The organism is Candidatus Flexicrinis affinis, assembly GCA_016716525.1.
GTDB classification, from domain to species: domain Bacteria; phylum Chloroflexota; class Anaerolineae; order Aggregatilineales; family Phototrophicaceae; genus Flexicrinis; species Flexicrinis affinis.
The window spans coordinates 106,523-132,352 of the sequence record JADJWE010000009.1; the positions used below are offsets into that span (position 1 = coordinate 106,523).

Annotated in this window: 30 protein-coding genes and 1 pseudogene; 15 read left to right on the forward strand and 16 right to left on the reverse strand. The window is 63.0% G+C overall.

Annotated features, from left to right (window positions below):
- Window positions 1-84 precede the first annotated feature (84 nt).
- The 3 genes from IPM16_19625 (at window position 85) to IPM16_19635 (ending at window position 2,559) form a co-directional block, all read left to right on the forward strand.
- Window positions 85-321 (forward strand): DUF433 domain-containing protein, encoded by a 237-nt coding sequence (locus IPM16_19625; protein ID MBK9125314.1) that lies wholly within the window; start codon window positions 85-87, stop codon window positions 319-321.
- A gap of 167 nt (window positions 322-488) precedes the next feature.
- Window positions 489-2,156 carry a restriction endonuclease gene (locus IPM16_19630; protein ID MBK9125315.1) on the forward strand — a complete coding sequence of 556 codons (1,668 nt, stop codon included), beginning with the start codon at window positions 489-491 and terminating at the stop codon, window positions 2,154-2,156.
- 103 nt (window positions 2,157-2,259) lie between these two features.
- A complete protein-coding gene (locus IPM16_19635; protein MBK9125316.1) occupies window positions 2,260-2,559 on the forward strand; it encodes an antibiotic biosynthesis monooxygenase in 300 nt (99 codons plus the stop codon).
- Window positions 2,560-2,640: 81 nt separating this feature from the next.
- Here IPM16_19635 and IPM16_19640 read toward each other — a convergent pair whose 3' ends face one another.
- Window positions 2,641-3,561 carry a UbiA prenyltransferase family protein gene (locus IPM16_19640; GenBank protein MBK9125317.1) on the reverse strand — a complete coding sequence of 307 codons (921 nt, stop codon included), beginning with the start codon at window positions 3,559-3,561 and terminating at the stop codon, window positions 2,641-2,643.
- A 236-nt stretch (window positions 3,562-3,797) separates the two neighbouring features.
- Between IPM16_19640 and IPM16_19645 the strand changes: the two genes are divergently transcribed.
- The 3 genes from IPM16_19645 to IPM16_19655 all read left to right on the forward strand — a co-directional run bounded on the left by IPM16_19645 (window position 3,798) and on the right by IPM16_19655 (window position 6,327).
- Complete coding sequence (locus IPM16_19645) at window positions 3,798-4,487, forward strand: hypothetical protein (protein MBK9125318.1); 690 nt, start codon at window positions 3,798-3,800, stop codon at window positions 4,485-4,487.
- Window positions 4,488-4,574: 87 nt separating this feature from the next.
- Window positions 4,575-5,381, forward strand: coding sequence for a hypothetical protein (locus IPM16_19650; protein MBK9125319.1), 807 nt, complete (start codon window positions 4,575-4,577; stop codon window positions 5,379-5,381).
- 52 nt (window positions 5,382-5,433) lie between these two features.
- Window positions 5,434-6,327, forward strand: coding sequence for a hypothetical protein (locus IPM16_19655; protein MBK9125320.1), 894 nt, complete (start codon window positions 5,434-5,436; stop codon window positions 6,325-6,327).
- On the opposite strand, the gene IPM16_19660 is transcribed toward IPM16_19655, so the two are convergent.
- From IPM16_19660 to IPM16_19680, 5 genes are all read right to left on the reverse strand, one after another.
- Complete coding sequence (locus tag IPM16_19660) at window positions 6,324-6,863, reverse strand: DinB family protein (protein ID MBK9125321.1); 540 nt, start codon at window positions 6,861-6,863, stop codon at window positions 6,324-6,326. The two genes, IPM16_19655 and IPM16_19660, sit on opposite strands and share 4 nt — an antisense overlap.
- Complete coding sequence (locus tag IPM16_19665) at window positions 6,860-7,636, reverse strand: methyltransferase domain-containing protein (protein ID MBK9125322.1); 777 nt, start codon at window positions 7,634-7,636, stop codon at window positions 6,860-6,862. The genes IPM16_19660 and IPM16_19665 overlap by 4 nt, the downstream gene beginning before the upstream one ends.
- A gap of 4 nt (window positions 7,637-7,640) precedes the next feature.
- A complete protein-coding gene (locus IPM16_19670; GenBank protein ID MBK9125323.1) occupies window positions 7,641-9,479 on the reverse strand; it encodes a hypothetical protein in 1,839 nt (612 codons plus the stop codon).
- A gap of 76 nt (window positions 9,480-9,555) precedes the next feature.
- Entirely contained in the window at window positions 9,556-10,359 is an 804-nt protein-coding gene (locus IPM16_19675; GenBank protein ID MBK9125324.1) for an enoyl-CoA hydratase/isomerase family protein, read from the reverse strand.
- Window positions 10,360-10,407: 48 nt separating this feature from the next.
- Entirely contained in the window at window positions 10,408-10,917 is a 510-nt protein-coding gene (locus IPM16_19680; protein ID MBK9125325.1) for a PaaI family thioesterase, read from the reverse strand.
- Window positions 10,918-11,043: 126 nt separating this feature from the next.
- Between IPM16_19680 and IPM16_19685 the strand changes: the two genes are divergently transcribed.
- Complete coding sequence (locus tag IPM16_19685; GenBank protein ID MBK9125326.1) at window positions 11,044-12,108, forward strand: Gfo/Idh/MocA family oxidoreductase; 1,065 nt, start codon at window positions 11,044-11,046, stop codon at window positions 12,106-12,108.
- Window positions 12,109-12,285: 177 nt separating this feature from the next.
- Here the strand turns inward: IPM16_19685 and IPM16_19690 are convergent, their stop codons facing one another.
- The 3 genes from IPM16_19690 to IPM16_19700 form a co-directional block, all read right to left on the reverse strand.
- Window positions 12,286-12,828 carry a dihydrofolate reductase gene (locus IPM16_19690; GenBank protein ID MBK9125327.1) on the reverse strand — a complete coding sequence of 181 codons (543 nt, stop codon included), beginning with the start codon at window positions 12,826-12,828 and terminating at the stop codon, window positions 12,286-12,288.
- Window positions 12,829-12,928: 100 nt separating this feature from the next.
- Window positions 12,929-13,615 (reverse strand): AraC family transcriptional regulator, encoded by a 687-nt coding sequence (locus IPM16_19695; GenBank protein ID MBK9125328.1) that lies wholly within the window; start codon window positions 13,613-13,615, stop codon window positions 12,929-12,931.
- Between the two features lie 15 nt (window positions 13,616-13,630).
- Window positions 13,631-13,900, reverse strand: a complete 270-nt coding sequence (locus IPM16_19700; GenBank protein MBK9125329.1) for a DUF2277 domain-containing protein — start codon at window positions 13,898-13,900, stop codon at window positions 13,631-13,633.
- 110 nt (window positions 13,901-14,010) lie between these two features.
- On the opposite strand from IPM16_19700, the gene IPM16_19705 reads away from it, so the two are divergent.
- Both IPM16_19705 and IPM16_19710 read left to right on the forward strand, forming a co-directional pair.
- On the forward strand, window positions 14,011-15,111 hold the full coding sequence (locus tag IPM16_19705; GenBank protein ID MBK9125330.1) for a site-specific DNA-methyltransferase: 1,101 nt from the start codon (window positions 14,011-14,013) through the stop codon (window positions 15,109-15,111).
- Window positions 15,112-15,256: 145 nt separating this feature from the next.
- Complete coding sequence (locus tag IPM16_19710) at window positions 15,257-15,838, forward strand: TlpA family protein disulfide reductase (protein MBK9125331.1); 582 nt, start codon at window positions 15,257-15,259, stop codon at window positions 15,836-15,838.
- 4 nt (window positions 15,839-15,842) lie between these two features.
- On the opposite strand, the gene IPM16_19715 is transcribed toward IPM16_19710, so the two are convergent.
- Window positions 15,843-16,145: a hypothetical protein gene (locus IPM16_19715; protein ID MBK9125332.1), complete on the reverse strand. Its 303-nt coding sequence runs from the start codon at window positions 16,143-16,145 to the stop codon at window positions 15,843-15,845.
- A gap of 394 nt (window positions 16,146-16,539) precedes the next feature.
- Between IPM16_19715 and IPM16_19720 the strand changes: the two genes are divergently transcribed.
- The 4 genes from IPM16_19720 (at window position 16,540) to IPM16_19735 (ending at window position 18,205) form a co-directional block, all read left to right on the forward strand.
- The gene (locus IPM16_19720; protein ID MBK9125333.1) at window positions 16,540-16,752 is read left to right on the forward strand and encodes a helix-turn-helix domain-containing protein; all 213 of its coding nucleotides are present in this window, start codon (window positions 16,540-16,542) and stop codon (window positions 16,750-16,752) included.
- A 34-nt stretch (window positions 16,753-16,786) separates the two neighbouring features.
- Window positions 16,787-17,098 carry a hypothetical protein gene (locus tag IPM16_19725; protein ID MBK9125334.1) on the forward strand — a complete coding sequence of 104 codons (312 nt, stop codon included), beginning with the start codon at window positions 16,787-16,789 and terminating at the stop codon, window positions 17,096-17,098.
- Between the two features lie 141 nt (window positions 17,099-17,239).
- Window positions 17,240-17,560 carry a hypothetical protein gene (locus IPM16_19730; protein MBK9125335.1) on the forward strand — a complete coding sequence of 107 codons (321 nt, stop codon included), beginning with the start codon at window positions 17,240-17,242 and terminating at the stop codon, window positions 17,558-17,560.
- Window positions 17,561-17,653: 93 nt separating this feature from the next.
- On the forward strand, window positions 17,654-18,205 hold the full coding sequence (locus IPM16_19735; protein MBK9125336.1) for an HNH endonuclease: 552 nt from the start codon (window positions 17,654-17,656) through the stop codon (window positions 18,203-18,205).
- 30 nt (window positions 18,206-18,235) lie between these two features.
- Here the strand turns inward: IPM16_19735 and IPM16_19740 are convergent, their stop codons facing one another.
- From IPM16_19740 to IPM16_19750, 3 genes are all read right to left on the reverse strand, one after another.
- Window positions 18,236-18,928: a hypothetical protein gene (locus IPM16_19740; GenBank protein ID MBK9125337.1), complete on the reverse strand. Its 693-nt coding sequence runs from the start codon at window positions 18,926-18,928 to the stop codon at window positions 18,236-18,238.
- Between the two features lie 124 nt (window positions 18,929-19,052).
- Window positions 19,053-19,907, reverse strand: coding sequence for an IS3 family transposase (locus IPM16_19745; protein ID MBK9125338.1), 855 nt, complete (start codon window positions 19,905-19,907; stop codon window positions 19,053-19,055).
- Window positions 19,904-20,191 (reverse strand): transposase, encoded by a 288-nt coding sequence (locus IPM16_19750; GenBank protein MBK9125339.1) that lies wholly within the window; start codon window positions 20,189-20,191, stop codon window positions 19,904-19,906. The genes IPM16_19745 and IPM16_19750 overlap by 4 nt, the downstream gene beginning before the upstream one ends.
- A gap of 204 nt (window positions 20,192-20,395) precedes the next feature.
- Here IPM16_19750 and IPM16_19755 point away from each other — a divergent pair, with 204 nt between their 5' ends.
- Window positions 20,396-21,025 carry an NYN domain-containing protein gene (locus IPM16_19755; GenBank protein ID MBK9125340.1) on the forward strand — a complete coding sequence of 210 codons (630 nt, stop codon included), beginning with the start codon at window positions 20,396-20,398 and terminating at the stop codon, window positions 21,023-21,025.
- A gap of 4 nt (window positions 21,026-21,029) precedes the next feature.
- Here IPM16_19755 and IPM16_19760 read toward each other — a convergent pair whose 3' ends face one another.
- From IPM16_19760 to IPM16_19770, 3 genes and pseudogenes are all read right to left on the reverse strand, one after another.
- Window positions 21,030-22,538, reverse strand: coding sequence for a hypothetical protein (locus tag IPM16_19760; GenBank protein ID MBK9125341.1), 1,509 nt, complete (start codon window positions 22,536-22,538; stop codon window positions 21,030-21,032).
- A gap of 348 nt (window positions 22,539-22,886) precedes the next feature.
- Entirely contained in the window at window positions 22,887-23,150 is a 264-nt protein-coding gene (locus IPM16_19765; protein ID MBK9125342.1) for a hypothetical protein, read from the reverse strand.
- Window positions 23,143-23,892 (reverse strand): annotated as a pseudogene (locus IPM16_19770) (tRNA-dihydrouridine synthase family protein). Before IPM16_19770 ends, IPM16_19765 begins: the two are co-directional and overlap by 8 nt.
- A gap of 126 nt (window positions 23,893-24,018) precedes the next feature.
- On the opposite strand from IPM16_19770, the gene IPM16_19775 reads away from it, so the two are divergent.
- On the forward strand, window positions 24,019-24,849 hold the full coding sequence (locus tag IPM16_19775) for a peptidylprolyl isomerase (GenBank protein MBK9125343.1): 831 nt from the start codon (window positions 24,019-24,021) through the stop codon (window positions 24,847-24,849).
- Window positions 24,850-25,830 lie beyond the last annotated feature (981 nt).

A 25,830-nucleotide genomic window follows, 5' to 3' on the forward strand; every position in this document is an offset into this window, starting at 1 on the left:
GACCCCGTTTCACCGGCCCCGGTCACTCGATCGGGGCCGGTTGTTTTCGTGCTACACTCTACGAAGAACAGGTGGAGATACGCCATGCGCCACGATCGCATCAAGATCGATCCCGACATCATGCTAGGGAAGCCTTGTATTGGCGGCACGCGGATTACGGTTGAACAACTGCTGCGCGAGCTGGCGTCGGGCATGAGCGCGGACGACATTTCCGAGGCGCATCCGCACATTACCCCGGCCGATGTGCAAGCCGCGCAGGCCTACGCTGCCGATGTCCTTCGCCAAGTATGGATGACGACCCAACCCGCTATGCTTGCCTAGACCTCTGAATTAGGTCCTATTGTGCACCGGCCCCAGTCATGCGATCGGGGCCGGTCTATTGTAGGTCGATGTAGGTTGCCTTGATAATGCTAAGACAATGGTTTTGCATGATTGGACGGTTCATCATACAATTTGTTACGGAGTAGGATCGCTTTAGGACACATGCAATGGCACGCAAAACCAGCTTCATGACGGTTATCACTCGTACAGCACGCGAGATGGAACGGCAGCAACGGCGCGCGATACGAGAGCGCGAACAACAGGCCAAGGCACTACAGAGGGCTCAAGAGAAGGCAGCGAGGGAAAGAGCGAAGCTCACGGCGCAAGTCGCAAAGAACCAAAAGGAACAGGAAAAAGAACGTCAACGTCAGTACACTGCCTCGCGCGAAGCAGATGTTGATCTAAAGAACGCCGAACTTGAGGACAGAATCGCCACACTTGAAAATGTTCTCAGTACAACGCTCGAGATTGATGACTATATTGATCTCGATGATTTGAAGGAGAAACCCGAGTATCCACCCCTCGAAATACTGAGCCAATATACGAGCCCGGTTGTGGAGCCCGAATTCAACGCCTATGAGCCTCCCGCTCCAACGGGGATTTCCGCGTACCTTCCTCACGTAAGATCGAAATATGCGAACGAATTCGAAGCTGCCAAGAAGCGATATGAAGCTGATGTGGCGAAAGCTCGAGAGCGGGAGGCGTTCAGACTAAAGCGAATCGCTGAAATTAAGGCTGCACACGCCGAAGCCGTTGCCAAGATCGATGCTGAGATCAAAGAGCAGCACAGTGAGATTGAGGAGTTCAAGGGACGACTCGAGCGAGCGAGTGTCGAGGCAATTCTTGACTACTTTCGCCTTGTACTTGAGTCGAGCGTCTATCCTGACGACTTCCCACAGCACGCGAAACTGGCATATATTGCCGAATCAAGACAACTGGTCATCGAGTACGACCTTCCAACTCTTGACATTGTTCCAGAGGAAGCTAGCTTCAAGTACGTCAAGACTCGGGATGAAATCACTTCGACATCACGGCCTGCGAGTCAGCGCAAGGCGCTGTATGCCTCGCTAATCGCACAAGTCACACTGAGAACGATTCACGAGGTGTTTGAGGCCGACCGCGGTCGCTTTGTCGATACTGTTGTCTTCAACGGGCACGTGGATGTCGTAGACAAAGCGACGGGCCGAGATATTCGCCCATGCCTCATTACTCTACGCACAACGAAGGATGTCTTCGGGGCTCTTGACCTAAGTCGGGTCGATCCGCAGCTGTGCCTCAAGAACTTGAACGCCGGCGTGTCGCAGAATCCGAGCGAGCTTGCACCTGTGCGTCCCGTTCTCGAATTCAATATGGTGGATCCGAGATTCGTTGAGGAAGTAGATATTATGTCGTCGCTTGACATGCGGCCTAATCTGATGGAGTTGTCGCCGACAGAATTCGAGTCGTTGATCACGAATCTTTTCCACAAGATGGGACTTGAGGCACGGACGACTCAGGCGTCACGTGACGGGGGCGTGGACTGCGTGGCGTGGGATCCCCGACCCATCTTTGGTGGTAAGGTCATCATTCAGGCGAAGCGTTACAAGAATACAGTCGGTGTGAGCGCTGTCCGCGACCTCTACGGCACGCTGCAAAATGAGGGGGCCTCCAAAGGCATTCTTGTCACGACAAGCGGCTACGGTAAGGCTGCCTACGAGTTTGCTCAAAACAAGCCCCTTGAGTTACTTGATGGGAGCAATCTACTCTATTTGCTTGCTGAGCACGCAGAAGTTGATGCGCGTATCGAGATCCCAGATTCGTGGGTTGAACCGGAGTACGATACACCCAGCGCATAGGTAGGAGCTTCTGACCCCGTTTCACCGGCCCCGGTCCTCCGATCGGGGCCGGTTGTTTTCGTGATAGACTGTGCGCGACCACCTGACCATCACGGAGAGCCCAATGTACGGACTGCACGGAAAGATCATCGCGGCGCCGGGGATGCGCGCGGCCCTGCTCGGCTACCTGCTCGAAAACGCGTCCAGCATGCCCGGCTGTCACGTCTACATCGTCAGCGAGGACACTGAGAACCCCGACGCCATTTGGGTCTACGAGGTGTGGGACTCGCCCGAGTCGCACCGCGCGTCGCTCAATCTCGAGTCCGTGCAGCAGACGATCGCCAAGGCGCGGCCACTGATCGCCGGCATGGGTGACCGGTCGGAGTTCACGCCCATGGGCGGGTTGGGGCTGCCGGGCAAGTAGCCGTCTTCGCGCACCGCGCAGATAGACGACGAAGGCCCGGACTGATCCGGGCCTTCGCGTATTGTGGGGTTCGACGTGGCGTTAGCGGGTGAGCTGCGTGAGCAGCACGGCCACCAGCCACGCGATCATGATAATGTTGAAGACGATCAGGCCACGGATCTGCACCGACGCCGACTTGGCCATTTCGGTGTAACCGCGCAGGTCGGCCTTGGGCCGGAAGATTGCGCTGATGGCGATGCCGACACCTGCGGCGGCGGCAAGCCAGATCGGAAACGCGCCGAGCGCGATGGCGACCATCAGACACACCACCGCGAGCGCGATGGTCATCCACACCACAACCTGCGTGTTGCGCGGGCCGAGGATGATGGTCGTGTTCCTGAGGCCGGCGGCGACATCCATGTCATAGTCGCGCAGTTGATTGTAGAGCTGGCCGTATACCGACCACAGCGTGACGCCAGCGGCAACGAACCACGCGATGCCCGGCTCGGTGTGATAGGTGAAGTAGCCCGCCAGCAGCAGCAGGCCGCTGAGCATGAGCGAGTGCGACACGATATCGGTAACCGGATACGCCTTGAGCCGCACGGGCTTCCACGAGTACAGGTGCGACAACAGCAGCGTGATTCCGCCGATGATAAAGACCAGCCCACCGCCCATGGCGTATAGCACGAGCGTGATGATGGCGACCAGACGGCACGCGTTGTAGCCCATGCGGACGCTGATGGTGCCGCTGGTGATCGGGTTGCGCGCGGCGCGCTTGGGATCGAGCGCGTCGTCGGGCGCGTCTTCGATGTCGTTGATCATGAAGGCATAGGCCACGACGAGCAGGTTAGCCGCAGTCACGGCGACCAGACGCAGGTCCACACCCGCGCCGTCGGACAGGGACTGGAGCGCAAGCAGCGCGCCCATGATGGTCAAAGGCACGACGAACGGCACGTGTTCCTGCCAGCGCGTGAGCTGGACAAGGCCGTTCAATCTTGCGGTCAAAGTCGGTTGCGTCTCCAAGTGATCCCTCCCCGTAACGGCGGCGGTCTCTCACCGCCCCCTCATATACTGCGCCGCATACTATAACACACGATCGATGAGAGTCGATACGGATTCGGGCATGCCGCGGTTGTACCGATCCGTTCACGCAGCGCCGATAGCGGCTGCGTCTCAGCGCCGATTCGAAAACCGTCCTACAATCGAATCGATACAACACCCCATCCACGCTGCCGTCCGCATAGTGCCGAGGGAAGCCCATGCCGAGACTGGTCAACGTTGGCGCGCTGTTGTTCGTGATCTTCGTTACTTGCCTGACAGCCGCCGCACAAGAGCCGGGCCACGTAAATCCGGAACCGGACGAATACTATGCCATCCATTGTCAGAAGGACGCCGTCGAGGTGTATCGCACGGCGCCGGAGCGCGAACTGCTGGGCAGCACGCCGTTCCGCATGTTCGTGCCGATGGCTGAAGGCGCGTCGTTCGAGATCGGCCCGGGCGTCACGCTGACGCGCGTCGATCGCGAGTACTTCACTGTGTCGGGCAGCAACGGCAACCGCGCGCCCGAACCAGGCACAAAGACGTTCACCTTCACAGCATGTACGCTGACCAATGCCGGTATGCCGGTGCCAGCGCCGACCGTCGCGCGGACGCCTGAAGCCCGCCCGACCCCGTTGTTTCAGGAGGGAGAACAGCGCGGCTTCAGCTACTGCCTGTACACGCTGCGCTATTTCGACGCGGGAATCGCCAATTTCCTGCAGTGCGTCGAGACGGCGGCGGACATGAGTGGCGTAAGTTCGTTCACCAGCCCGGGCAACGGGCCTGCCGGCATCTCGTGGGCGACGATCTTCGCGTACATTTGCTGGGGTGATGGCCCGGTCATTTTCGGTCTCGTATTCGTGCCGGGTCTGCTGCGGTGGCGGCACCGCCGGCGCAAGCGCGCTGGCTAGAAACCGGCGCGCGCCGCAGGCTGTATCGAAAGGAAGACACACATCGCTTACTGGTAGATCGCCAGATAGTAGCGGAGGGAGTGCATCATGCGAATGATTTCCATCGCTGGCGTACTGATCCTGTTGATCGGTGCGATCGTTTTCACCCCATTTGCCCAAGGGATACCGTGCGAGGACGATCCGGAGTGTATCCCGACCCAGACGCCGACCCCGACGGCCTCGCCCACGCCGTACGAGATCGACGAGCCTGACCCCGAGCCGGACGCCGGCCCGCCGTACGGAAGCGACGGCCGGCTCAACCCCGACGCCGGCGAGTACTACACGCTGTACTGTGCGTACGACACGCTCCATATCTACCGCGGTACGCCGGAAAGCCTGCTGCTGAAGCAGGTCGAGATTGCTGACCTGCTCAGCCTGTCGGTCGGTGCAACCCTTGATCTGGGGGACTTCATGACCGCTGTGCGCCATAGTGAGGACATCTTTACGATCTATGGCAGCAACGGCAATACCGCACCCGATTACGGGCAGAAGTCGTTCTCGATGGCGGAGTGCATCGCACGCAACGGCGGCGCGCCGACGGTGGCGCCTACCAACACGCCGCGCCCGTCCGGGGGCGATGACGATGACGACGACGAGGAGACCGACGCCGAGCACCGCATCCGCGAACGGCAGGAGGCGCAGGAGAACCTCGAGTTCTGTTTCGAGTCGTACGAGTTCTTCGGCGGCGACACCGAGCTGCTGCTGGACTGCCTGGGTTTCGCGGCTGAGCTGCCCGGCACGAGCAGCATCGAACAGCTTTGGATCATCATCTGGTCGATCTGCGCGGGCACACCAATCTTTGGCGTCGGCATGATTCCGGTGATCCTGCACCGCAGGCGCAAGCGCCGCCGCTGATGGCTCCAGCGCGGTACAATGACGGCACTTAGTGTACCCGTGAGGGCTGTCGATGTTCGCGCTTATCTTGTCGCTGCTGTTCGTCCTGATGCAAGGCCCGCCCACGTCGACCGGATGGCTCGAAGTGTCGCTGGTGCATGACGGTATGACCCGCCGTGCCCCGCTGTTCGTGCCGTCCGTGCTGTCGGATCCCGCGCCGCTGGTCGTCGCGCTGCATCCCGCCGGCACTTCGCCCGAGCAGATGGCGATCATTACCGGCTTCGCCCAGCTCGCGTCGCAGTCCGGGTGGCTGGTCGTGTTTCCGGAAGGCCCAAACGGCTATTGGGATTACGGCGCCGGCACGCCGGAATGGGAGGTGCTGGACGACGTGCGCGACGATCCGGGCTACCTCGCCGCCTTGATCGAGTCGATCGCCGAGGTCTACACGGTCGACCGGTCGCGGATCTACGCGGTCGGCTTCTCCAACGGCGCGCGTATGGCCTACCGGCTCGCGTGTGACCTGCAGTTGGCTGGCGCTGCGATGGTCGCCGCGTCGATCAGCGACGAAGTCACGGCGATTTGCAGCGAGGATGTCGTGTCGATTTTCATGCTGCACGGGACCGAAGACACGATTACGCCGTTCGACGGCAAAGACTTGTACGTGGGCGACTTGCGCATCAGCCACGCCCTGAGCATCCCCGAGACGGCACAGTTCTTCGGGCGGCGCAATGGCTGCGCCAACCCGGAGCGTGAGCTGGTCTTCACGTCCAACACGGCGCGCGTCGAGATCAACCGGGTGCGCTACCCGGACTGTACGGACGGCGCCACCGTCGACGCGTATGTTGTGGTCGGCGGCGGGCACGTGTGGGCTCCCGCGGCGGGATTCGAGACGTCCGTGTTGATCTGGGAGTTTCTGGCGGCGCACGCACGGCCCGTGCCGGAAGCGGACGACGAGTCGGGCGACTAATCCGCCGACGGTTTTGGCGCGCGCGCGATCAGGGCCATCATCTCGCCACGGTGCTCGGCCTCGTGCTGGGCCAGATGATGCAAGGCCCAAGCCGGGCTGACCAAGTAGCGTTCCATCGTGCGCGGCCGCACGAAGTCCGACTCGGTCATCGGCCGCAGGGCGTCGAGGACCGCGTGCCGAGCGACCTGCAAGCGGTGCAGGTGCTGGTCGACCGGCTGCTTGCGCACGACGCTAAGCCGGCCCGATCCGTCGCGCACGTCGACATCGAACAAGCGCTCGACGTCGGCCGGGAAATCGGTCTGCAGGATGTCATAGAACACCCAGTCGATCTCGATCGCTCCGATGTGGTAGAGCAGCGTGCCAAGCGTGTTGACGGTATCGCCGTTGTCCGGTTCCCAGTCGACCAACGCCGAATCGACCGTAGCGAGCCAACGCAGCGTGCGGTGCCGGCTGTCTTCGAGCTGCCAAAGCGCCATGGCCACAGAGGGCGAGTACCCGGGGAGCGGATGCGCGAGGTTCGTCCACAACGTGCTCATGCCGGTTTGCTCCCACAGATCAGAATGTAGACGTGATCGAATTTCGCATCGGGCGTGCCGGCGGCTTCAGGATGGACCCATTCGCGCACGGCGTCGGGCGCTTGCGCCATCATCACGTGCAGGTGTTCAATGACCTCGGGCGAGCAGTCCTGCCGTTCGGCCCACGTGACGAGCGACGTGCGATGGCGGGCCAGTTCGACGTGATCGACGGTCAGGCCGACGTCGAGGTACAGCCCGCGCCATTCCAATTCCGAGTAGATGCGGTGGTGCGACGGATCGCGCAGGCGCTCGAAGCTGTCGAGGTAACGCGCGGCGGCGTCCGGCTCGGGCGTGACTTGATCCTGCATGACGAGCCGCCCGCCCGGCCGCAGGACACGCGCACACTCCTGCATGAACCTGAACACGTCCGGAAAGTGGTGTTGCGCGATGCGGCACGAGACGATGTCGAACGAGGCGTCTTTGAACGGCAGCGCTTCGGCGTCGGCGGCGGTGAATTCGATATCCGCGCTTTTTTGCTGCGCATACGAGCGGGCCGCATTCAGCATGCCGAGCGCCAGATCGGAGGCGACGACATGACCGACATGCGGGGCAAAGGTCAGGGCAGTGTGGCCGCCGCCGGTGGCGATATCGAGCAGCCGATCGGTCGGTTGGGGTGCGGCCATCGCCACGAGCTTGGCAGGCTCGGCGGTGGCGCCCATCTGCGAGGCCTGCACATAGCGTTCGGCAAAGCGCGAGAAACGATCGGTCGACAGCGATTTGATATCATTCGTCATCAGGTTAGGACGCCTTTCGACTCAGCCGGGTGCGGGTGAACTGGATAAAGCTCTGGACCTCGTCGCTGCCCATTTCACGGCCGGGCATGAGCGCCATGTAGGCATCTGCCCACACCGTCTCGGGGTCCCAATCTGCCCGGCGCTGACATGCCGCGTCGGCCGCATAGTGCATGAGGTCGGCCACGATTTCGTTGGCGAGGTAACCGGCGTCGACTTCGCAGAAGATGTAGATGAAGTCGGGGTGGACATTGAGCGTGTGGACACGCCAGCCGATGTCGCGGAACTGCGTATCCAGCTCGAGGACGATGGCCTGCGCCACCTCGGCCGTGATCGGGTCGGACGGGTCCTCAAGCATCCAGATTGCGGTGATCGGCTGCTGCAAGCGCGGGGCCGCCGGTGTTTCGGGGAGCTCTTCTTCGGCTTCCGGTTCCTCGACACCGAATTCATCTTCGGACGAAAGCTGGGCCAACGCGTCGGCGATCTGGTCGCTCTGCTTGCGCAGCTCGCGGACGGGCAAATCGCCGGCGAACGCCAGCGAGAGAATGTGGCCGGTGCCGGTCCGCCGCGTGTGCAGCATGTATTCCTGCTTGCTGGTGGGCAGGGTCACGTAGCGAATGCGCGACTGCTGCCCGCCGACATCCCAGTCACCGCTGATGACGTCGTTCAGCTCTTCGATTTCCTGCGTCGGCATTTCGCCGCTGTGCGCGATGATGTGGTCGGGATCGGACAAGATCAGCGCGGCGGCCGTCACACCGATCCGCTTGTAGGTCTCGGTCAGAGCGCGTTTGAGCTGCGATCCGTCCGGCGGCATCATGGCTGTCGGCGGAATGCGAATTGCCTTGCCGTGGCGGCGTCCGGGGATCCGCGAAGGCGGCTCAGGCTCGACCTGACGCGGGACGGGGGACAGCGGCGCCGGGATATCGCCGGTATACGTCGGGGCTGCGGCTTTACGCACCGGCCGGCGCTGACCGGGAATGCGCAGCGCGGGCGGCAGCTCCTCAAGCGGCTCGGATTCGGCGGGTGCCTCCGGCTCAACCGGAGTAGTCGGCGCGGCAGTCACAGGAGGTTCAACACGCGCGCTCCGTGCTGTGGTCGGCATCGCGTCGAGGTCGGAGTCGGCGTCGTCGAACGGCGTATCGCGTACCTCGTCGAACATCGGGCCGCTTTCCATCAACGTTGCCGCGAGGGCGTCGGTGCTTGCAGCAGGTGGCACAGGCTCGGCAGGCGGGACTTCCATCGCCGCGTTCTGATCGGTCTCGAACGCGCCGGATGGAACCTCCAGCACATACGCGCTGCTGTCGAGCGCCTTGCTTGGCAGCAGCGCCGCAATGGCTTCGCGCAGCGTACCGCCTTCTTCCAGTGAAGGGACGGGCGGCTCTTCGCGTGCGATCCGTTCCAACGGATCGGGCGGCGGCGGCGCGTTCAACGCCTTGGGTTCTGGCGCCGCCATGGGAGCAGGCGGCGGAGTCTCGACACGCGGCGGCGGGGGCGGGAACAGCTCGTCGATCTGCGGGATCAAGTTGCGGGCACGGGCGGGTAGCGCGATCGTGCCGTCGGCGTGCAGCTTACTAATCGCCTCGACCGGCGCGTTGGTCAGCAGCAGCTTGACCTTCGGATTGAGCTTGCGAAGCGCCGTTGTAACCTCAAGCACGTTGGGCTGGCGAAGATGCACGTCGAGAATCGCCAGATCGGGCGGGGCCGTGCGGGCGTGGTTCAAGCCATTGATTGGCGACGTGAATGGTCGCACGTCGAAACGGCCGACAGAGTCGAGCGCAGCCTTGATGCCGACGGCGTCGGACAGGCGCGGAATAATCACCAGGACATGAATTCGTACGTCGGGCATGGTCAGGGGTATCTAGATCGCCAATGCAAATAGTGTAACCCGATTTACGCCGAAGCGGCGCATCGGACATGCTGCGCTAGCGACCGGTCCACTCCGGGTCGGTGCGGGTGAACGCTGCCTGCGCGCCGCGCATGAAGTCTTCGGTGCGGATCAGCGCGGCCTGCGCCCACGCTTCGAGCAGCTGCCCGCGCTGCGAGTCGGCCAAGCCGTCGATCACCTTCTTGCCATAGCGCACGGCCAGCGGGGCCGCCACCGCCAGTTCGCCGGCGAGCATTTCGCCGCGCTGGGCGAGTTCCTCGGGCTGGACGACCGTGTTGACCAGTCCCCAGCGTTCGGCATCGGCCAAATCGAACGGCTTGCCGGTGAGGATGTACTCTTTGGCGCGGGCCGGGCCCAGAAGCCGTGTCAGGCGGGTCGTGCCGCCGACATCCGGCACCAGACCGATGCGCGCTTCGGGCAGCTGTAAGCGTGCCCCCACCGCCGCGATACGGAAATCTGCCGCGAGTGCCAGCTCCATGCCGAAGCCGATGACCGGACCGTGCAGCAGGGCGATGACCGGCAGTGACAGCGCCTCGATCTTGCCGAGGATGCGCTGGTAGAACGCCGTGAGCACGAACAGGTTGTCGCGCCATTGTTCGCCGAAGGCCGCGGCGGACTGCTCGAAGCCGCCGAGGTCGAGGCCGGCGCTGAAGGCGGGGCCATCGGCGCGCAAGATCACCGCGCGCCAGACGGTCGGCGCGTCGGTCGCCAGCCGCTCGGCGGCATCCAATATCGTGTCGAGGTCGGTCAGCAGCGCATGATTGATCGCGTTTCGCTTCTCCGCGCGGTTCAGCGTGACTTCGAGGACGGGCGCGCGTTCGGTCAGCGTGACGTGCGGCATAACGGGTTCTCCTGCGGCATCGCGTATCGTGATTGTAGCACGCGGCGGTCAGCCGATTTCGCGCAGCGGGAAGATCGCGCACGTCGTCGTGGCGTGCGCAAGCAACTTGCCGCTAGAGTCCTTGAGCATCCCTTCGGCTGTGGCGATTTGCCGACCGGCGTGGATCACGCGCGCCTCGGCGCGCACGACGCCGGTGCCGGGCAGAATCGGCCGGACGAGATTGACGTTGACCTGTACCGTGGTATAGCCCACCCCTGCCGGCAGCGTGGTGTGGATTGCGCATCCGAGCGCGCTGTCGAGCAGCGTCATTGCATAGCCGCCATGCACCACGCCGATCGGATTCATCAGCCACACGTCCGGCTGCCCCTCGAACGCAGCGCTCCCGTGATCGACTTCGACCAGCCGGTAGCCGAGCGTATCGGCGATCGGCGGCGTGGGATACTCGCCGGCGATCAGCGCGCGCATGTAGTCGAGGCCCGCCATAGTGCGGCCGACAGCGGCGGCCTCGGTGGGATCGTGATAGGTATAAGTCCGCGTGAATTCGGTCGAATTCGCCATCTCTTAGCGCCCCAAAAGGTGTTCGTAATAGCAACTATTATATCGGCAGATGTGCAAAGCTGCGGCATGCGGTGACGGCATGTGGTCTAATCGTCGTGTGCCGCAGAGCAGACGAGGAGCATGTCCATGATCCGGTTTGGTGTTGTCGGCGCGGGATGGCGTACGCGCTTCTTCCTCAAAGTGGCGCGCGCCTGCCCGGATCGGTTCGAGGTTACGGGGATTGTCACCCGCGACCGAAAAAGGGCGGCGAAGTGGCTGCCTCCTTATGATGTGCCGCTGTTCAAGTCGCTGGACGACCTCATCGACACGCGCCCGCAGTTCGTCATCACAAGCGTGCCGTGGGGCGTAAACCCGGGCCTGCTGACCACTTTAGCGAACAAGAATATGCCCGCGCTCAGCGAGACGCCGCCGGCGACGACCGTCGAGGAGATGATCGATCTGTGGCGACTGGTCGAGTACGGCGCGAAGATCGCCGTGTTCGAGCAGTACCACCTCCAGCCGATGCACGCGGCACGGATCGCATTTGTGGAGTCTGGGCGGCTAGGCCGTCCCACCTTCGCCAATGTATCGGTCGCGCACGGCTATCACGGCATCAGCCTGATCCGGCGACTGCTCGGAATCACGTACGAGGACGCCGTGATCCGCGCGCAGTCGTTCACCGCGCCGATCGTCAAGAGCCGTGACCGAGACGGCTATCTCGACAAAGAACAGATTACGACCTCGGATCAGGTGATCGCGACGTTCGATTTCGGCGAGAAGTTGGGCATGCTCGATTTCGTAGGCGAACAATACTGGTCGCCGATCCGCGGTCACCGCGTGACAGTGCGCGGCGAACGCGGCGAGTTGATCGACGACCGGGCGACCGTACTGCTCGACCACCGCACGCCGCTGACGATCCCGTTTGTCCGGCATGTCGCGGGCGGGCCGGGCAACATCGAGGGTCACTACGTCAAAGGTGTTCAGGCGGGCGAATCGTGGCTGTACACCAATCCGTTCGGGACGGCTGAGCTGAACGATGAGGAGACGTCGGACGCGGAGGTGCTGACGCGGATGGCGGAATACGCCGAGGGCGGGCCGTGCTTCTACCCGCTTGCCGAGGCGTGTCAGGACCGCTACCTCGATATTCTGACGTGGAAATCGGTCGAGACGGGCCGGCCAGTCGCCAGCGAACGCCAGCCGTGGGCGCCGTAGCGTCGATCTGTATCGGGGCGCTGCCCCGAGCCCCGGCAGGAGTTTGCACTCCTGCACCTCCTTACTCGCGGATTTGAGCCGCGCGCGGCTCAAATCCGCAGATCCGGGAGTCCAGAGGGCGAAAGCCCTTTGGTGGAAGTGTAGAGGCGAAGCCTCCGCGGACCTCAGGTGTACGACCTAGCCGCGGTCGGGTTCGTAGATCAGCGCCGCCACGCCTGAGCTGAACGACCGGCTTTCCACCAGCTTGAGCGTCGCCTCCATGCCCGCTTCGAAGAGACGCTGGCCCGTGCCGAGCACGACCGGGTAGATCAGCAGACGGAAGACGTCTACGAGGTCGTGCTTCATCAGTGTCTTCACGAGCTTGGCGCTGCCGTGGACGACGATATCGGGGCCATCCTGCTGCTTGAGCTTCGCGATCTCCTCGACGACGTTGTCACGGATGATGATCGAATTGTTCCAGTCCGCCGTATCGAGTGTGGTGGATACCACGTACTTGCGCGTTCCGTTGAAGTACACGCCACCGGACTCTTCGTCCGTCCGGCTTGGCCACGACGCCGCGAATCCCTCATAGGTTACGCGCCCGAGCAGAATGGGTTGCTCGGATGACGTCTCTTCCCCTTTGAACGCGGCGATCTCGTCGTTCCAGTACTTGAACGTCCACATCGGGTTCTCGATGACGCCGTCCAGCGACATGAACTCGGTTACGATCAACTTTCGCATGATGCTCTCCGTCGGTGCTTTCCTGATGCGATGTCTGGATGATACAGCGGGGGACGGTGCGTCGTCTTGAACAAAAGCGACACGCGTTGTGGTCTACGGATCAGCTGGAGCGGATGGCCGGAGCGCGCAGGATTTGCGCCGGCGTTTGGCCTGTATAGAGACGCACGGCGCGGGTGAGGTGCGGCTGATCGGAGTAGCCAGCCAGAGCGACAACGTCGAGGATCGGGGTGCCACGTTCGAGCAGTTCCAGCGCATGGCGGGCGCGTTCGATCTGCAGCATGGTGCCCTGCGAGATGCCGGCCGCGTGCACGAACCGGCGCTGAAGCGTCCTTGACGATACGTCCGGGATGCGCCCGCCGATCACGTCCGCGATTGTCGGTTCACGGCTCAGCGACCCATCGCGGATCAGGCGGGATACGAACGTGTCCGCGTTCTCGAACGTCGGGAGTTCGCAGGCCGCGCCGTGCATCCATACCGTGCGGGCGGATGCGTCGGGCAGGTCGATGTGCGCATCGACGAGCTGGCGGGTCGGGATGTGGGGCAGGTAGGTACCGAGCTTGAACACGATACCGAAGAACTCGGCGTGATCGGGGACGCCAGCATGGGTAGCGACCGTCTCCGGACCCATGAGTGAAACCCACGTCTTTCCCCGCTGGCGTGTGACAACGAGGCTCACATACGACTGGGCAATCGAAATGAACGTGCCGCCCTCGCTGCTGATCGTCCGCCAGATCGAGTCGACAAACGGAGAGTCGGACGCGCGTGACTCAAAGACGAAGGGTTCCAACGCGCGATCCCGTGTTCAGCGGGCGAACCGCCGCGCCGACCGGATCTTCAGCGCTGCGGCCACCTGTTCGCGGTCGCGTGGGGCGGCGGTGGTGGTCAGGGACGCGAGCAGCGTCCGGGCGGCGTCCGTCACCTGATCGACGGCGCTGTTGAAGGCCGCCTCGTTGGCCTTCGACGGTTTGTTGAATCCGCTCAGCTTGCGGACGAACTGCAGCGCGGCAGCGCGGATTTCGTCGTCGGTTGCCGGCGGCTCGAAGTTGTACAGTGTGCGGATGTTCCGGCACATGCGGCATGCCTCCTTGCTCGGTCGTATGAGTATAGACCAGATGTTCTGAAATGCGCAACTGCGGACGTGCGCCTTGTGGAGATGCGGAAAAGCGCGGTTATACTAGCGGAATGACCGACTTCCCCCTCGACACGATCCTCCACGGCGACTGCCGCGACGTGCTGAACCGCTTGCCCGAGCGGTCGGTCGACGTGATCTTCGCCGATCCGCCGTACAACCTGCAGCTCCATCAGTCGCTGGTCCGGCCAAACCATACGCTGGTCGATGCCGTGGACGATGCGTGGGATCAGTTCGACGACTTTGCCGCGTACGACCGGTTCACGCGCGAGTGGCTGTCGGCCTGCCGGCGCGTACTGAAGGACACCGGCACGCTGTGGGTGATCGGCAGCTACCACAATATCTACCGTGTCGGGTCGATCCTGCAAGACCTCGGCTACTGGTTCCTGAACGATCTGGTGTGGCTGAAGTCCAACCCCATGCCGCACTTCCGCGGGGTGCGTTTCACCAATGCGCATGAAACGCTGCTGTGGGTCAAGAAGTCGAGAGATCAGAAGAAGTACACCTTCAACTATCACGCGATGAAGTCGGTCAACGACGGCCTACAAATGCGCTCGGACTGGGAAATCCCGATTTGCACGGGCGGAGAACGGCTGACCGATGGAGGGGGCCAGAAAATCCACAACACCCAGAAACCCGAGGCATTGCTGTACCGTGTCATCCTCGCGACGAGCAACCCCGGCGACGTGGTGCTCGACCCGTTCTTCGGCACCGGCACGACCGGGGCGGTCGCGCGCAGGTTGGGGCGGCACTATATCGGCATCGAACGGGACGCGGCCTACATCGAGGCGGCGCGCGCGCGAATCGACGCGATTCCCGTGCCAGACGCCGATGACGAGGTGCTGGGCCGCGCGTTCGGGCCGCGCAAGCTGCCGCGTGTGAAGTTCGCATCGCTGCTGGAACGGGGGCTACTTCGACCGGGGCAGGTGCTGTTCTTTGACGGAGATCCACACCGGGCCGCGACTGTGCTGGCGGACGGCAGGCTGCGCGCGCCGGATGGCGGATGCGGCAGTATTCATCAACTGGGGGCGGCGTTCGGTAAGGCGCCGTCGTGCAACGGGTGGGCGCGCTGGTTCTACGAGGAATCGGGCCTGATGCATCCGATCGACAACCTCCGCGCGCGCGCCCGCGCAGAGGACGGCATCGTCTCATAACGGCGCGGGCACGGCCCGGCGGACTTCTATCCAGTTGTTCGCCTGTGGTTCACCCGCGGTTCAGGCAGTTGCAGCATGATAAACGATGGCCAGCGCGTGACCGAGGCGCGCAGGCACCGCATTTGTAGCCCGAGCAGATGACAGCGTGTCTTTCAAGCATCCTTCGCCTTCCCCGATTTCCCGCCGCTGGCGCATCCGCATGTCGCCGTTGGTCGTGTTTGCCTTGGCCGCAGCCTTGCTGGTGACGGCGGTCGCCGCCATGGTCGTCATGGGTCAGACAGCCCAACCACTCAGCGACGGCCCTGCGCCCGACTTTTCACTGGCGATGCATGACGGCAGCACCTTCAGGCTTTCGGATCACCGCGGGCAGTGGGTGGTCGTCAACTTCTGGGGGAGTTGGTGCATGGCCTGTCGTATCGAAGCGCCGGAGCTGCAGCAGGTGTGGACGAAGTACCGCGATCACGGCGTGACGGTGGTGGGTATCGGGTTTCGCGATGCCCCGGACAGGGCGCTGGGATTCATCGAGGAATTCGATCTCACGTTTCCAAACGGTCACGACGACGCCCTGAGCGTGACCCGCCAGTTCGGGATTACCGGCGCGCCGGAGACGTACTTGATTGACCCCGAAGGGGTAATCCGCGCGATCAGCATCGGTCAGTTCACCGAGGGATGGTTAGATTCAACGATGGCGGAACTGCTAGGCGTGCAAGCGCCGGACGGGGCGTGAGCCGTCAGTCGCCGGCGATCGCGTAGGCCGGGATGCTCGTCCCGACGATAAGCGCGGCGGCGGGCCGGCCCGAGTGGACGCGGAACGCGCGCACCTCGCGCAGAGCGTCGGCATAGCGGGCCAGCAAGTCCTCGTCCGACCCCTTGAAGCGCTTCAGCACACGGTACGCGCACAGCGAACAGCCGTTCATGGCGCGGTAGCTGTCAGTCGCGCAGCTTACGCATCCGTTGAGCTGCACCATCATGTACATGAAGGCCAGCGATTCTTCGTGACATTCCGGCAGGCTGCAAACGTGATCCACCAGCATACAGAACTTATCCCCACGGGCATGTCGGAGCGACTTGATGGCACTGCGCGGGAATAGAAGATCGTTCTGCATGTACATACGGGATAAGGCCCTTGTGAATACCAGATAATAACGAGTTGGGTTCTTTCAGGGTATTTGGGTTTTCATTTGGCGTCAACAAGTACTAACGTACCTAAAGAAGTTGTGAAGATGGCGGCCAATGGCGATTCACGAACCGCCGCGATCGGACTGCTGCAGTGCGGCGCCTTACCCGCGTGCAGCCCCCAGCGGGTGGGGGTTTTCTGACGTGTCAAGACGCTCAGTTGATCGTCTAGGCACGTCGTGACCCGTTATTGACCGCTTGACACGATGTGGGAAGTGTGTCATTCTAGCCCGCAGGAGGAAATGGTAATCGATGGCACAGATCAAAGCGACCATTGAGCCAGGTGCGGTCTACTCGCGCCAGGAAGCGTCTGAGGCACTCGGCATTAGCCTGAGCACCCTCAAGCGCTTGATTGCGCGTGGCCACCTCAAGATCAGCAAGCCGACCGGCATGCGCCGCGTGTTCATCACCGGCGACTCGATTCTGGCGATGCTGAATCAGACCGCGATTGACAAGGGTGCGTAAGACGCATCGTTCGGCAGGAAAGGAGGCATCGAAGATGAGCAGCGACTTCGTCATCAACACGACGCCTACCTTTGCGTTGGCCGGTCCCGGCGCCGCTTTGGGCTGCCGCATGACGGAAGCGCACGTGCCTGCCCCGATTCGGCTTGCGGATTCGGCAGGGCCTATTGCAGCCGCAGTCCTTGGGTGGATTCTGCCTGAGGGACGTCTCGACAGGGGCGGCGCAAGGGGCAAAGCGCCGCGCGTTGCCGGGGATGTCCGCATGGACGGCCGGAATGCTGCACGGTTCTTCTCGCTGAACGTTAACACCACTTGTCAGTCGCGCGATCGAGGTGCCTTCCTCACCTGAGGTCATCACACCCGACGCACGTGTTCCGAACCGACGCCGGAAGGGACATGGGACTGACAACAGCCCATGTCCTTTTTGTTTCACACCACGCGAACGACGAACACTCCAGCGATCCGCTGGACAACAAGGGGACCTCTCGCTATGAACTCGCACACTACCCCCGCGAAAGCATCTACGCTGCACCGGCTGGCCGCGCTGTATCCCTGCGACAGCCTGCCGGAGATCGTCGACCTGATCGACCAACTGCACACAGCGGCCAGCGACGGCCAGCTTTCGATGACGACGACGCTGCCCGCCGAAGATGTCGCGGACCTGCTGGAAGAGCTGATCTATGTCGCGCAGGAGGCGTTGAACGAACTGCGCCAGCGCCCTTCACGACAACAGCAGCGCCGCAGAGAGCCGATTTTGCGCTTGCTGCCGGTCGAGACGTCCGGCGAGCGAATCGAGGCGGACGCTTCCTAACCGACTGCCTTACGGACTTAAAGCGGGGTTAACGAAATGGCGCTATAATCTTGTGACGAATCGCGCAACTGAGGACGTGTACTTGAGGTTCGCGTGGGCGACAATGGGTTAGTATCACAAGGACGAGTTCTACTGCTGAACGGCTCGACATGGGAACCGCTGGCGGTCGTCAGCCTTCCCCGGGCCATCAATCTGGTCATCGCCGAGAAGGCGGTGATCGTCGAACAGACCGGCGAGTTCTTACGGACCGTGAGGTCTCGATTCCCCGTCCCCTCGGTGATCGCGCTGCGGCGCTACATCAACGTGCCGCGCCGGCAGGCGCATTGGTCGCGCAAAGGGGTGCTTTTGCGCGATAACTTTGTCTGCATTTACTGCGGCGTGATGCCCGGGTCGATCAGCCACAACAAGGTGCTGGCGAAGGACGACTTCACTATCGATCACATCGTGCCGCGAAGCCGGGGCGGCAAGGATCAGTGGACGAATACCGCCTGCGCCTGCTACCACTGCAATCATCGCAAAGGGAGCAGGCTGCCGCACGAGGCCGGCCTGAAGATGCTCTGGGAGCCCAAGACACCGCGCACCAGCTACTTGGTGATCGCGGTGGGCAGCGGCCCCGACGCGTGGAAACGCTATATCGAAGTCTAGGCCCCTGATCGCATTGACTCGGGGGCTTTTCTATTTCGGCCACGGCCGCTCGGCGTTGTAGAAGACGTAGTACAGCACTGCCGATGCGATCAAGAACACCGTCACAATGGCGGCGACCATTTGTGCATCGCCACCCTCGCCAATCATGATCAAACCGACCCCGGTGACGATGATCGCCGAGACGATCATCCGAATCACAGGGGTACTGCGGTAGCGATGCGGCAGCGACGTATCGGCAGCGGCGCGTTCACGGGCGGTCATCGGCCTGTATGTGACCGCATTCATCATCGATGTCGAACCGCCCCGGCCCATGCGACCGGCCTTATCCTCGATCGACCGGAACACCTTCAACGCGCCTTGAGCAGAAATCGCCCGCATGTCTCCAAGCAGGATGTGTAGATCGACGCCGGCGCCGCGTGCACGATTCACGAGGTTGTTGAGCATTAGCGTGTCGTCGCTCGGGTCGACACCGGGTAGACCGTCCACCATCGAGATATACGCCAACAGCCGCCGCACGTGCTCGACCGGCGCCAACGCATTCCACAGCGGCGCGTGCCGTTCCCCGCTCAGGTCGGCCCGCAGCGGCGCGACCAATTCCCGAATGTAGGCGTCCTGCTCTGCTGTCGTGTCGGGCCGCAGGTACTCGTCCATCAGCTGAAACAGGGCGCGCGGATCGCTGCGCAGACGTGTGCTCAATCGGTCGATGACGTCATATTCGGTCATAGCTTTGGCTAACTCCGGCGGCGGCGCTCTTCATAGGCGAGCGATGATCCCATTATACGCGGCACGTTCACGATTAAGGCGGATGCCAACTGACCTAACCCCGATTCAACGGACGGCAAGAATGTCAGGGGCAAGCGAGTTGCTCGAAATCAGCAGGGCTGAGATAGCCCAAGGCTGAGTGCCGCCGCTGACGGTTGTACCACACCTCGATGTACTCGAAGATCGCCTTACGAGCCGCCGCGCGGGTCGGAAACGGACGGTCGGCGCACTCGGTCTTCAGCGTTCCCCAGAAGCTCTCCTGCATGGCGTTGTCATAGCAGCGCCCGACATCACTCATGCTGAGGGTCACCTGGTCGTTCTCCAACAGGCGCAGGTAATCGTCGCTGGTGTATTGACTGCCCTGGTCGGAATGGTGCAGGCGCGGTGCACCCCGCCGCCCCACCGCCAGCCGCCACGCGTCACAAACCAGTGTTTTGGTCGGGCGGTCACTCATCGCCCACCCCACTATGCGCCGCGAAAACACATCTTGAATGCCTGCCAGATACAGCCATCCCTCGCGGGTCGCGATGTAGGTGATATCCGACAGCCACTTTTCGTTCGACTGCTTGGCCGTGAAGTCGCCTGCCAGCAGGTTCGGAGCGCGGCGGTGGGTCGCATCGCGCTGGGTAGTCGTCTTGAAGCGCCGTCGCCCTTTGGTCTGTAAGCCCATCTGGCGCATTAGCCGCGCAATCCGGTGCTTGCCCGCCCGCTCGCCATGTGCCCGCAGTTCCGCCTGAACGCGCAGCGTGCCATAGGTCTGGCGGCTCGCCTCATGGACCGCTCGGATCCGTGCGCTCAGCCCGTGATTGGCTTGCGCGCGACGGCTGGGCGTGCGTTTCAGCCAGTCGTAGAACCCGCTCACCGACACCTTCAGCACCGCACACAACCGTCGCAGCGGATACACCCTCCGCTCCTCGGCGATGAACCGGTAGCGGCTCACGACTCCCCCCGCGAGAACACCTGGATGGCTTTTTTTAGGATATCCCGCTCCTGCTTGACGATCTCCAGCTCGCGCTTCAACCGCCGCAGCTCCGCTTGCTCCGCCCGCGCTTCGCTCGGTTCCAGCCGCTCGTCCTGCACCCGGTAGCGCTGCTGCCACTTGTAGATCAGTCCTGGCGTCAGATCCAAGTCGCGTTCGATCTGCGCAATCGTCCGCGTCTTCTCCGCCACCATCGCCAATACGTCCCGCTTGAACTCCTCGGTGTACTTCTTGTAGCGTCCCATCGTCCTCTCCTTACGCTCAGTCTAACGGACATTTTCTCCGTCCGCTAAACTGGGGAAAGGTCAAACGGAGGAGATATTGTCAGGACGGCGATTACAGACTATAATTTCAAGATATCCCCCCAACCGCTTCGGTGGTTGGGTTGAAGCCGCGAAAGCGGCTTCTCGTATTTATTTCGTATCACACCGAACAAATCAGGAATCTCGATGAAAGCGAATGTCTATATAGATGGATTCAATCTCTACTACGGGTGTCTAAAGGGAACTCCATACAAGTGGCTCGATGTCTCAATGCTGGCTCAAGCGCTTCTCCCCACTGACACCATTCACCACATAAAGTATTTCACCGCTAAAGTCTCAGCACGCCCAAACGATCCCGACCAGCCCATGCGCCAGCAGACCTACTTGCGAGCGCTAGAAACGCTTCCGAATCTTGAGATCGTCTTTGGCCGCTTCCAGACTCGAGACGTCTATATGCCGCTGGTCAATCCAGTCGGCCAACAGAACAGAGCATACGTAACCCGCACCGATGAAAAAGGCTCGGACGTCAACCTCGCGCTCCACATGCTGCATGATGGTCACCGCGGCGACTATGAGTTGGCGGTAATCGTCTCAAACGACGCCGATCTCGTTGAAGCTATCCGTCTCGTGCGGCGGGATCTGCACCTTCCTGTTGGCGTACTGAATCCGCAGATAAAGGCTCCTCGTCCCAGTGTCGACCTTAGGCGTGAGGCAACGTTCATCAAGTCGATCACCAAGCAGCATCTCAAGGCCAGTCAATTCCCGCTGACGTTGACTGACGCGTCCGGCGTCATCACCAAGCCGACGAGCTGGTAACCCCTCACCCGCGCACGAACAGCACCGCGACGTCGTCCTCGTAGGCGACCGACCACCCCGGCTCGGCACGGAGCGCCCCGGCTAGCGGAGTCTCCGGCTCGACCAGCACGCTGTTGACATCCCACTTCGCCAGTTCGTCCTGCCAGCCCGGATCGGCGCGGTGGATGGCGATGTACTCCCACGTGAAGGCGCGGTACAGATCGGCGCGGCCGTCTATGAACACCGGGTACTCGCGCGCGAAGTAGATCAGGTAGCCGCCGAAGTTCCAACTGTTGAACAACCGCTGCGGCGGCGCGATGCGGTTGAGCGCCTCGACCGCGTCGATGGGCAGGCGCTCGCGCAGTTCCTTGTCGAGGTTGACAGGCGTCAGTGTGAACGTGACGTACATCACGCTGGCGAACCCAATGGCCGCGATCAGCACGGCGTTGAGGCGCGCGCGGCGCGGCGTGACGTTGGTCGTGCGGCCGATGCGGATGCCGCGATCGGCACCGAGGTGGGCGACGTGGATCGACAGCGGGATGACCGCGATGCTGGTGGCGAATGCGATGTGCCGCGCGCTGGTAAGCGCCATGTACGACGCCCCGGCCACCATGATGACCTCGACGAAGTTGACCCGCCGCGAGTCGAGCGCGATCGCCAGCGCAGTGAGCGCGACCGTGGCGAAGAACGGGATCATCTCGACGCGGGCCAGCGACGGCGCGCGCCACTCCTCGATGAAGATCGGCTGGAAGTCGAAGCCGATGGTGTCGATCGGCACGGTGAGCATCTGCGGGCCGTACGGGTTGAGGAACGGGATCAGCGCGGCGGCGGCGATGCACGGCGCGAGGAACAACGCGATCTTGCGAAGCTCGGCACGCAGGTCGGGCGTCGCGGGCTGAGCGATCCCCAGCGCAGCGGCGGCGCGGGGCGGCAGCACGCGGCGGAACACGATCAGGTTGACGACCATGCCGGCGGCGGCCGCCATCAGGATCAGCGCGCCTTGCGGCCATCCGCCGTGCAGGTTGATCCACAGCACGAACATCGGTGGCAGAATCCACAGCCGCCACACGCTGCGCCCGCGCAGAGAACCGTACACCAGCCACAGTGTGACGGCCGCGAGGATGAAGCTGAGCATCAGCGGGCGCGCGCCCCAGAAGATCGACGCGGACGTGGCCCCCAGCACGGTGATGAACGCTTTCAGGTACGGCCCGCCGTGCATGGTGCGATACAGCACGGCCATCCCGAGCATGCCGCACAGGACGGCGTACAGCGACAGCCCGACATGCCCCAACGTCTGCCAGAACGCGACCAGCACGGGCTGGGCTAACCATTCGTGCTGCAAGCGCGCCTCGCTGCCGGCGAACGTGTACGAGAACTGATCGGCCTGCACGATGCGGCCGGCGGCCAGATTCTGCTCGCCGCTGCGCAGCTGCCACCACACGTCCGGATCGTTCTGTACGCGCAGGCCGACGACCGGCAGCAGCAGCCACAGGATGATCGTCAGCGTGCGCGAGATGGTGAGGTTGCGGAGCATGCGCGTGTCCGGTCGGGTGCGGGTGGATGACCCCTCTATGGTACACGCCGCGGGACGGAGCGAGTGTGAAGAAACAGGGGGAGAGGTGAAAAGGGGGAACGAGGAAAGGGCTAAGTTGGCGCGGGTGGAACCAGCCTCCGCTGCCCTGTACGCAATCAGACCTCACCCCCGGCCCCTCTCCCGAGGAGAGGGGAGAAAGACACGCCGGATTTGAAAGCCCCTCTCCCCTTGAGGGAGAGGGGTTTGGGGAGAGGGGCAGCGGAGCGTCAGCGACGCGGGGTGAGGTTTCTTTAGGCAGGGATTTGGGGTGAGATCCGCAGCGCCCGCGGGCGACCCGCCGGGTCGCCCCTACAGTACCGGTTCCAGCGCTCGCTCGATGTCGTCCAGCGACTCGGCGCGCACGATTCCATCGCGGATGGTTGTGGCGTCCGGCATGCCGACGGTGTACTTGCACAGTTGGCCGCGCAGCTCGCGGATCGCCTTGACCTCGACCATGCGGGTCGTCTCCAGCGTCAGCCGCGCCTGATACAGGCAGGTCTGCGCGCGTTCCTGCACGGTCGGCTCGGGGAGCGGCTCGCCAGTCGTCAGCTCGTGGTGGATCTGCTTGAAGATCCACGGGTTTGCCCAGCGCCGCGCGGCCGATCATCACGCCATCGCATCCGGTCTGTTCGAGCATGCGGCGGGCGTCGTCGGCGCAGGTCACGTCGCCGTTGCCGAAGACCGGGATGGTCGTCACGGCGTCTTTGACCTGCCGGATGATGTCCCAGTCGGCGGTGCCGGTGAACCCCTGCGAGGCGAAGCGGGCGTGTACGGCGATCATCTGTGCGCCAACGTCCTGCGCGGCTTTGGCGAACGGCACCGCGGTGATGATGCCGTCGTCAAACCCGGCGCGCACCTTGACGGTCACCGGCACGTCGACGGCCTTGACGCACGCTTCCACGACGGCGGTCGCGCTGCACACGTCGCGCAGCAGGGCCGCGCCGCCGCCCTTCTTGACGACCTTCGGCACCCAGCAGCCCATGTTGATGTCGACCATCGCCGCGCCGTAGTCCACGACGATGCGCGAGGCCTCGGCCATCACTGCCGGGTCGTTGCCGAACAGTTGGACGGCGAACGGGCGCTCCTCGGGCCGCCAGTCGAAGTACTGCAGGCTGGTCTTGAGGCCGCCCTTGAACTGCAGCGGCACGCTCGACAGCAGCTCGGTGCAGACCAGCCCCACGCCGCCGATCTCGCGGCACAGCCGGCGGAAGGCGTGGTTGGTCTGCCCGGCCATCGGCGCAAGGCTGAGGGGCGGGTCGATGGTCATGTCCCCGATCTGGACGGGGTTGAGGAGGGTTCGAGTCTCGGCAATCATCGCGATTCTATCGTGTGTTTGACGGCATTATACGGGATGCGCGCCGTCCTATACAGAACCGATTGCCGGCCCTATAATACGTCGGTTCCGGAAATTACGGTCTGACGCAGACAGGGATACCCACCCATGAGTGACACGATTGGCAGCGAAAAGGTCGTCAGCCTCGCGCTGACGTTGACGGTCGACGGCGAAGTCGTCGAGGAATACAGCGCCGAAGAACCGTTCGATTATCTGCACGGCGCGGAGAACGTCGTCCCGGGCCTCGAGGCCGCGCTGGACGGCCGCAAGGTTGGCGATAAGCTGACGGTGACGGTCCCGCCCGCTGAGGGCTTCGGCGAGTACGACCCCGAGGACTTCGAGGTCTTCGACGAGGACGATCTGGAAGGTGCCGAGCTGGGCGCGGCGGTCGTGCTCGAAGACGAGGACGGCTATCTGTTCGAAGGCATCATCACCGAGATCAACGACGGCGAGATCAAAGTCGACTTCAACCCGATGTGGGCCGGCAAGACGCTCAACTATCAGGTCGAAGTGCTGGGCGTGCGCGACGCCGACGCCGAGGAACTCGAGCACGGGCATCCACACGGCACGGACATGGACGAGTACGAGGACGACGAGGATTGGGAGAGACGAGGAGTAGGCGCTTCGCCGTCTTTCCCGACAACTCAACTTGTGAATCACCAGCGCGGAGGAATCGCCTCCGCGCTGGTTGATTCTGAGCTAAGGACGACGTGCAGCGGTCAGTTAGTTCCCGCCGCGGAAGCCGTCTGGCGCGGCCGGCGGGGGCAGCACGCCCGCGCTGCGGCGCACGTCGGCGACGGTCAGCTCGAGGTCGTCGACCCACATCTTGCCGGCAGGTCCGCTGTACTTGGCTTTCACGAACGCGCTGGTCACGGTCTCAGGAATCGTGTCGGTGACGGTGTACTCGGTGAAGGCCGTCGTCCCGACCGGTACCGATAGGTTCAGCTTGACCGGGCTGCTGACGGCGAACTTCAGCTTGACCATCACCTTGCCGCCGGATGCGTTGTTGCCGCGCAGCCAACCGCTGAGTGTGGCCTCGTCCATCCCCGCGAACAGTGTCGGGTCGATGGTCTGCTTGAGGCTGCCGTTCAGGCCGGGCTGCCCCTTGAAGCGCAGTGCGCACACGCCCTCGGAGCTTTGGCCGGCCTTGTTGCAGACGACCTTATTGCCTGCACCGAGCTTCGCGGTGTTCCAGCTCGGGATCGTGCCGGGCGCGCCGACGGTCTCGAAGCTGGGGTTAGCGATCAGATTGGACGGCGCGGCGACGCACGTGTAGATGCGCACGTCGTCCACCCACCAGCCCGGCGCACCGAAACTCGAGTCCGACGTCCCGCGGAAGCGGATACGCACCGACTGGCCCGAAAGTGACGCCAGCGAGTAGCGTTCCGCTGCCACGCCGAACGAGCTGTTGCCAAACGCCTCTTGTCCCGCCAGCACGTTGGTATTGCCGTTGCCTGCAGTCTCAAGGGCGTCAACGTAACCTTCGCCGGCTTCCAGCGACGCATTGGTCAGGCGGCTCCAGCTTGCGCCGCCGTTGGTCGAATACTCGACCACGCCGCCGTCCCAACCCTCGATCTCGAAGTCGTAGTTGTGGATGAAGTGCAGCTTAGCATCGGCCGGCAGCAGCACCGAACTGTTCATCTCGGCGCGGCCATCTGACGTCGAACCGAGGTCGAGGCCGCGCAGGCTCTGTGCGCCGCTGATCGGGCTATCGGTGCTGCCGATTGTCCAGACGGTCGTATGTCCGGTCTCGACCCAGCGCGACGTCGGGTTGACCTCGAAGTCTTCGAAGAACAGGTCGCTTGCGACACTTCCGCCGTCGCAGACCGGCGCGACGACCGGGAGGAAGAGCGACGGCTCGTCCAGCTCGGTGGCCTGCGCGGCGTTCTGGACCTGCGCACAATCGCCCGCGGTGATGCC

What these genes read in the sequence shown, in the direction of transcription:
- IPM16_19630 (MBK9125315.1), top strand. Translation starts at nt 489, where the DNA reads ATGGCACGCAAAACCAGCTTCATGACGGTTATCACTCGTACAGCACGC.
- IPM16_19635 (MBK9125316.1), top strand. Translation starts at nt 2,260, where the DNA reads ATGTACGGACTGCACGGAAAGATCATCGCGGCGCCGGGGATGCGCGCG.
- IPM16_19675 (MBK9125324.1), bottom strand. Translation starts at nt 10,359, where the DNA reads ATGCCGCACGTCACGCTGACCGAACGCGCGCCCGTCCTCGAAGTCACG.
- IPM16_19730 (MBK9125335.1), top strand. Translation starts at nt 17,240, where the DNA reads ATGAACTCGCACACTACCCCCGCGAAAGCATCTACGCTGCACCGGCTG.
- IPM16_19660 (MBK9125321.1), bottom strand. Translation starts at nt 6,863, where the DNA reads ATGAGCACGTTGTGGACGAACCTCGCGCATCCGCTCCCCGGGTACTCG.
- IPM16_19750 (MBK9125339.1), bottom strand. Translation starts at nt 20,191, where the DNA reads ATGGGACGCTACAAGAAGTACACCGAGGAGTTCAAGCGGGACGTATTG.
- IPM16_19775 (MBK9125343.1), top strand. Translation starts at nt 24,019, where the DNA reads ATGAGTGACACGATTGGCAGCGAAAAGGTCGTCAGCCTCGCGCTGACG.
- IPM16_19700 (MBK9125329.1), bottom strand. Translation starts at nt 13,900, where the DNA reads ATGTGCCGGAACATCCGCACACTGTACAACTTCGAGCCGCCGGCAACC.
- IPM16_19715 (MBK9125332.1), bottom strand. Translation starts at nt 16,145, where the DNA reads ATGCTGGTGGATCACGTTTGCAGCCTGCCGGAATGTCACGAAGAATCG.
- IPM16_19665 (MBK9125322.1), bottom strand. Translation starts at nt 7,636, where the DNA reads ATGACGAATGATATCAAATCGCTGTCGACCGATCGTTTCTCGCGCTTT.
- IPM16_19655 (MBK9125320.1), top strand. Translation starts at nt 5,434, where the DNA reads ATGTTCGCGCTTATCTTGTCGCTGCTGTTCGTCCTGATGCAAGGCCCG.
- IPM16_19685 (MBK9125326.1), top strand. Translation starts at nt 11,044, where the DNA reads ATGATCCGGTTTGGTGTTGTCGGCGCGGGATGGCGTACGCGCTTCTTC.
- IPM16_19690 (MBK9125327.1), bottom strand. Translation starts at nt 12,828, where the DNA reads ATGCGAAAGTTGATCGTAACCGAGTTCATGTCGCTGGACGGCGTCATC.
- IPM16_19725 (MBK9125334.1), top strand. Translation starts at nt 16,787, where the DNA reads ATGAGCAGCGACTTCGTCATCAACACGACGCCTACCTTTGCGTTGGCC.
- IPM16_19670 (MBK9125323.1), bottom strand. Translation starts at nt 9,479, where the DNA reads ATGCCCGACGTACGAATTCATGTCCTGGTGATTATTCCGCGCCTGTCC.
- IPM16_19720 (MBK9125333.1), top strand. Translation starts at nt 16,540, where the DNA reads ATGGCACAGATCAAAGCGACCATTGAGCCAGGTGCGGTCTACTCGCGC.
- IPM16_19625 (MBK9125314.1), top strand. Translation starts at nt 85, where the DNA reads ATGCGCCACGATCGCATCAAGATCGATCCCGACATCATGCTAGGGAAG.
- IPM16_19650 (MBK9125319.1), top strand. Translation starts at nt 4,575, where the DNA reads ATGCGAATGATTTCCATCGCTGGCGTACTGATCCTGTTGATCGGTGCG.
- IPM16_19755 (MBK9125340.1), top strand. Translation starts at nt 20,396, where the DNA reads ATGAAAGCGAATGTCTATATAGATGGATTCAATCTCTACTACGGGTGT.
- IPM16_19760 (MBK9125341.1), bottom strand. Translation starts at nt 22,538, where the DNA reads ATGCTCCGCAACCTCACCATCTCGCGCACGCTGACGATCATCCTGTGG.
- IPM16_19645 (MBK9125318.1), top strand. Translation starts at nt 3,798, where the DNA reads ATGCCGAGACTGGTCAACGTTGGCGCGCTGTTGTTCGTGATCTTCGTT.
- IPM16_19740 (MBK9125337.1), bottom strand. Translation starts at nt 18,928, where the DNA reads ATGACCGAATATGACGTCATCGACCGATTGAGCACACGTCTGCGCAGC.
- IPM16_19705 (MBK9125330.1), top strand. Translation starts at nt 14,011, where the DNA reads ATGACCGACTTCCCCCTCGACACGATCCTCCACGGCGACTGCCGCGAC.
- IPM16_19680 (MBK9125325.1), bottom strand. Translation starts at nt 10,917, where the DNA reads ATGGCGAATTCGACCGAATTCACGCGGACTTATACCTATCACGATCCC.